General features: G+C 66.3%; 6 protein-coding genes and 1 pseudogene. 1 reads left to right on the plus strand and 6 read right to left on the minus strand.

Annotation, left to right across the window (positions count from 1 at the left end; genetic code table 11):
• The 6 genes from DBR10_RS20270 to DBR10_RS16975 all read right to left on the minus strand — a co-directional run.
• The coding region (locus tag DBR10_RS20270) for a 1-deoxy-D-xylulose-5-phosphate synthase N-terminal domain-containing protein (RefSeq protein ID WP_272482612.1) at window positions 1-427 on the minus strand (427 nt) is incomplete at its 3' end.
• A 17-nt stretch (window positions 428-444) separates the two neighbouring features.
• Window positions 445-1,329, minus strand: coding sequence for a polyprenyl synthetase family protein (locus DBR10_RS16955; RefSeq protein ID WP_108505138.1), 885 nt, complete (start codon window positions 1,327-1,329; stop codon window positions 445-447).
• A complete protein-coding gene (locus DBR10_RS16960) occupies window positions 1,326-1,670 on the minus strand; it encodes a tRNA-binding protein (protein WP_108490466.1) in 345 nt (114 codons plus the stop codon). The genes DBR10_RS16955 and DBR10_RS16960 overlap by 4 nt, the downstream gene beginning before the upstream one ends.
• A complete protein-coding gene (locus DBR10_RS16965; RefSeq protein WP_108490467.1) occupies window positions 1,670-1,927 on the minus strand; it encodes an exodeoxyribonuclease VII small subunit in 258 nt (85 codons plus the stop codon). The genes DBR10_RS16960 and DBR10_RS16965 overlap by 1 nt, the downstream gene beginning before the upstream one ends.
• Window positions 1,928-2,138: 211 nt before the next feature.
• Window positions 2,139-2,750: a histidine phosphatase family protein gene (locus tag DBR10_RS16970; protein WP_233243462.1), complete on the minus strand. Its 612-nt coding sequence runs from the start codon at window positions 2,748-2,750 to the stop codon at window positions 2,139-2,141.
• A 60-nt stretch (window positions 2,751-2,810) separates the two neighbouring features.
• Window positions 2,811-3,731, minus strand: coding sequence for a histone deacetylase family protein (locus DBR10_RS16975; protein ID WP_108505140.1), 921 nt, complete (start codon window positions 3,729-3,731; stop codon window positions 2,811-2,813).
• Window positions 3,732-3,818: 87 nt separating this feature from the next.
• On the opposite strand from DBR10_RS16975, the pseudogene DBR10_RS20275 reads away from it, so the two are divergent.
• Window positions 3,819-3,988, plus strand: a pseudogene (locus DBR10_RS20275) (GNAT family N-acetyltransferase); the annotation flags it as partial.

Raw genomic sequence — 3,988 nt, forward strand, 5'->3', positions numbered from 1 at the left:
CGCGATTATCGTCACCCTTGGCGTCGCGCGCGGCGCAGAAGCCCAGCGCCGCCGAGATCGAGGTAGCCGCATGGGCCGCTCCGAACGGGTCGTATTCGCTCTCGGCCCGCTTGGTGAAGCCTGAAAGGCCCCCGCCCTGGCGCAGGGTCTTGATGCGGTCGCGTCGGCCCGTGAGGATCTTGTGCGGATAGGCCTGGTGGCCGACGTCCCAGATCAGGATGTCCTTCGGAGTCTCGAACACATGGTGCAGGGCCACGGTCAACTCGACCACGCCCAGGCCGGCACCGAGATGCCCGCCGGTCACCGATACGGCACCGATGGTTTCCGCCCGCACTTCCGCCGCCAATTGCTTGAGGTCGGCCACGGAAAGCGCCCGCGTGTCGGCAGGCGAAGCGATCTTGTCGAGAAGAGGGGTCAAGCTAGTCATATCCGAAGAAAGCGCGGTCAGTTGCGGCGGTCCAGCACGAAATCAACGCTGCGGCGCAGATGATCGGCCCGTTCACCAAAAATATCGAGATGCGACTTGGTCTGGGCGGCCAGCAGGGTCACGCGCTCCTTGGCGGCATCGAGCCCCAGAAGGGTGACATAGTTGGCCTTGCCCTTGGCGGCATCCTTGCCGCCGGCCGCCTTGCCCAGCACCTCGGCATCACCTTCCGCATCCAGAATATCGTCGACGATCTGGTAGGCCAGGCCCAGATCCTGGGCGAACCCCATCAGGGCGGCGCGCTCGGAATCCTTGGCCCGGGCGATGATCAGCGGGATCTCGAAGGCGAAAGCGATCAGGGCGCCGGTCTTCAGGCGCTGCATGCGGGCCACGGCTCCGAGATCGTCACGCACGCCCAGCAGGTCGATCATCTGGCCGCCGCACATGCCCCGAGCCCCCGAGGCGATCGCCAGCTTGCGGACCAGTTCGGACCGCACGTGCCCGTCATCATGGGTGTCGGGGTGGGCCATGATCTCGAACGCGGCGGTCTGCAGGGCATCCCCTGCCAGGATCGCCGTCGCCTCGTCATACTGGATATGGACGGTCGGGCGGCCGCGACGCATATCGTCATCGTCCATGGCCGGCAGGTCGTCATGCACGAGGCTGTAGGCGTGGATACATTCCAGGGCGCAGGCCGCCCGCAGGACCGGCCGCTCCGGCAGGTCGAACATCTTGCCGGTTTCCAGGGCAAAGAACGGCCGCAGCCGCTTGCCGGGCCCCAGGGCCGCATAGCGCATGGCCTCGGTCAGACGGCTCTCAGGCCCTTCTGCGCGCGGCAGCAGTTCATCCAGCGCCACGGTGACGATGTCGGCGGCCTGGACGATGCGACGTTCAAGGTCGATCAAAACAGCTTCCCCCCGTCCGGCACAGCCTGGTCTACGCCCAGCAGCACCACTCCGCCTTCCGCATCGGGAAAGCCCAGACACAAGACTTCAGACATCACCGGCCCGATCTGGCGCGGCGGAAAATTGACCACGGCGGCCACCTGGCGGCCGACCAGTTCCCCGGTCGTGTAGTGCTTGGTGACCTGGGCCGACGAGCGCTTGATCCCGATGGAGGGACCAAAATCAATGGTCAGCTTGTAGGCCGGCTTGCGCGCTTCCGGAAACGGCTCGGCCTTGGTGACGGTCCCTATGCGGATGTCGACCCTTGCGAATTCGTCATAGGTGATCGCCGCCGATGCCATCAGGCAAAGTCCGCCGGCTCGGCCGAAACGGCACCACCCTGACCCAGAACGATCTTCTCGACCTTGAGTCGGGCGGCTTCCAGCTTCTTCTCGCAGTGCGCCTTCAGGATCGCGCCGCGCTCATAGAGGTCGATGGACTGCTCCAGAGGAGCCTGGCCCGACTCCAGGCGTGAAACGATGGTTTCGAGCTCGGCCAGGGCCTGCTCGAAGCTCAGACCGGCGAGGTCTGCGTCCAGACTTTTCGGGGCGTCAGTCATTTCAACTCCGGGGAGAACACTGCACCCTAGTGGCGCAGCGACAGGCGGGCAACGGCGTAGAGTGCGATCAGCCGGAGAGTCTGGAACGACTTCGGGAGGTTGCGCTCTAAACCCATGAAGATGCGGCCTTTTTGGCCAGGGCGACGATTCCGTTCATGGGTCATGGCTCTAGAGGCTGACCGCTTTCAGGGGAAGCCGAAATGATGCTGGATCAGGTCCGGGAGAGACGTTTGACACTCCAGTAGCCGTGCCCCTCATCCAGAACCTTGCGCAGCCCCTTCCTTTCAAGGGACCGGGCGATCATCCAGTTGAAGAAGCCGTGGGCGACCAGAAGCACGTCGTGGCCGCAAGCGGAGCGCGCGATCAGTAGATCGGCCGCCCGGTCCGCCCGGTCTTCGGCCTGGGCGCGAGTCTCCTGACCGGCATGGTGGTTGAAAAACCACCACCAGAACCGGGCGAAGAAGCCGAGATGGCTCGGGCTCATCCGGACCCAGGCCGGCCAGGGCGGTGGCGGCAGAGGGGCCTCGATGAAGAGGTCATCGACGGAAAACGTCCGTCCGTCGCAGATCGCGCGAGCGGACTCGATCGCACGACGCCGTGTCGACACCAGAACGACGTCCGCGCCCTGCCCGATCTCTACGAGAGACGCCGGCGGGAGTTGCTCGGGCTTGATACCGCCAGCCTCGTAGCGGCCCCACCACTCGCCATAGGCCGGGCAGTTGAGGCGGACCTTGCGCGACAGGGCCGGCTCGCCGTGGCGGGCCAGGGTGATGGTACCCGGACTCGCCGGCGCAGCGGCGGGGAGATCGTGGTCGGCGGGCATTGCGTCGGCCATGTTGCGGAGAACACGATGGCATCGCGCGGAGCGCGCCGGTCGTGTCCTTCAGTCCTCCTGGAGTGCGCGAACATGCGCAGCGGCAGACCGCCCCAGCGCCTGGAGGTCGTACCCGCCCTCGAGCGAGGAAACAATACGGCCCTTCGCCCGAAGATTGGCCACCGAGACGATCGCCCGGGTCGCCCAGGCAAAGTCGTCCTCCTCGAGGTTCTGGGCCGAAAGCGGGTCGCGAACGTGGGCATCGAAGCCGGCCGAGACCAGGATCAGGTCCGGCGAGAAGGCGTCGACCCTGTCGAGCAACCCCTCAAAGCGGGACCGCCAGAGCGAGGCCGACGCATTGGGTGCGACCGTCGCATTGGCGATGTTACCCAGCCCCGTCTCGGATGGATCGCCGGTGCCGGGATAGAGCGGCGACTGGTGGATGGAGGCGAAGAACACCGTCGGATCATGCTCGAAGGCGGCCTGGGTGCCATTGCCGTGGTGGACGTCGAAATCGATGATCGCCACCCGCTGCAGCCCCTCGGCCTGAGCAACCCGGGCGGCGACGGCCATGTTCGAGAACACGCAAAAGCCCATCGCCGTATCCGGCTCGGCATGGTGCCCCGGCGGCCGCACCGCACAGAAGGCCCGTGTCCCCTGCCCTGCCGCAACGGCCCGGACCGCAGCGACGGCGGCCCCGGCCGACCGGCGAGCCGCCGCCAGACTACCGGTCGACAGGACCGTATCCGGATCCAGGGCCACGCGACCCGACTGCGGCGCAGCGGCGAAGACGGCGTCAAGGAAGGCCTGGGGGTGAATCCGCGCGAGATCCACGGTGTCAATCAGGGGCGCGTCAAACCGCTCCAGCGACAGGTTGGCATCGTCGTCGAGGGCATCGATCACGGCCTGCAGCCGTTCGGGGCGCTCGGCATGGCCGTCGCCGGGCCGGTGATCCAGCATGGCGGCATGGGTAAACAGCGAGACGGACATGGCGCGACCTGACTGAACGGCGGGAGCTCCAATCTATGCGACTTGGGGGATTGGACGAAACCGCTGTCGCACGGCTATCAAGCGGACATGACCCTCGAGATCCGCCGCGCCACCCCTGACGACGCCGATACGGTTTCCAGCCTCGGCGCGCGAACCTTCAGCGAGACCTTCGCCCATCTCTATCCGCCCGAGGACCTGGAGACCTTCCTGGCCTATGCCTATGGCCTGGAGCGGACCCGCAACGATCTGGCCCATCC

Source organism: Caulobacter sp. HMWF025 (genome assembly GCF_003060965.1).
Taxonomy (GTDB): Bacteria; Pseudomonadota; Alphaproteobacteria; order Caulobacterales; family Caulobacteraceae; genus Caulobacter.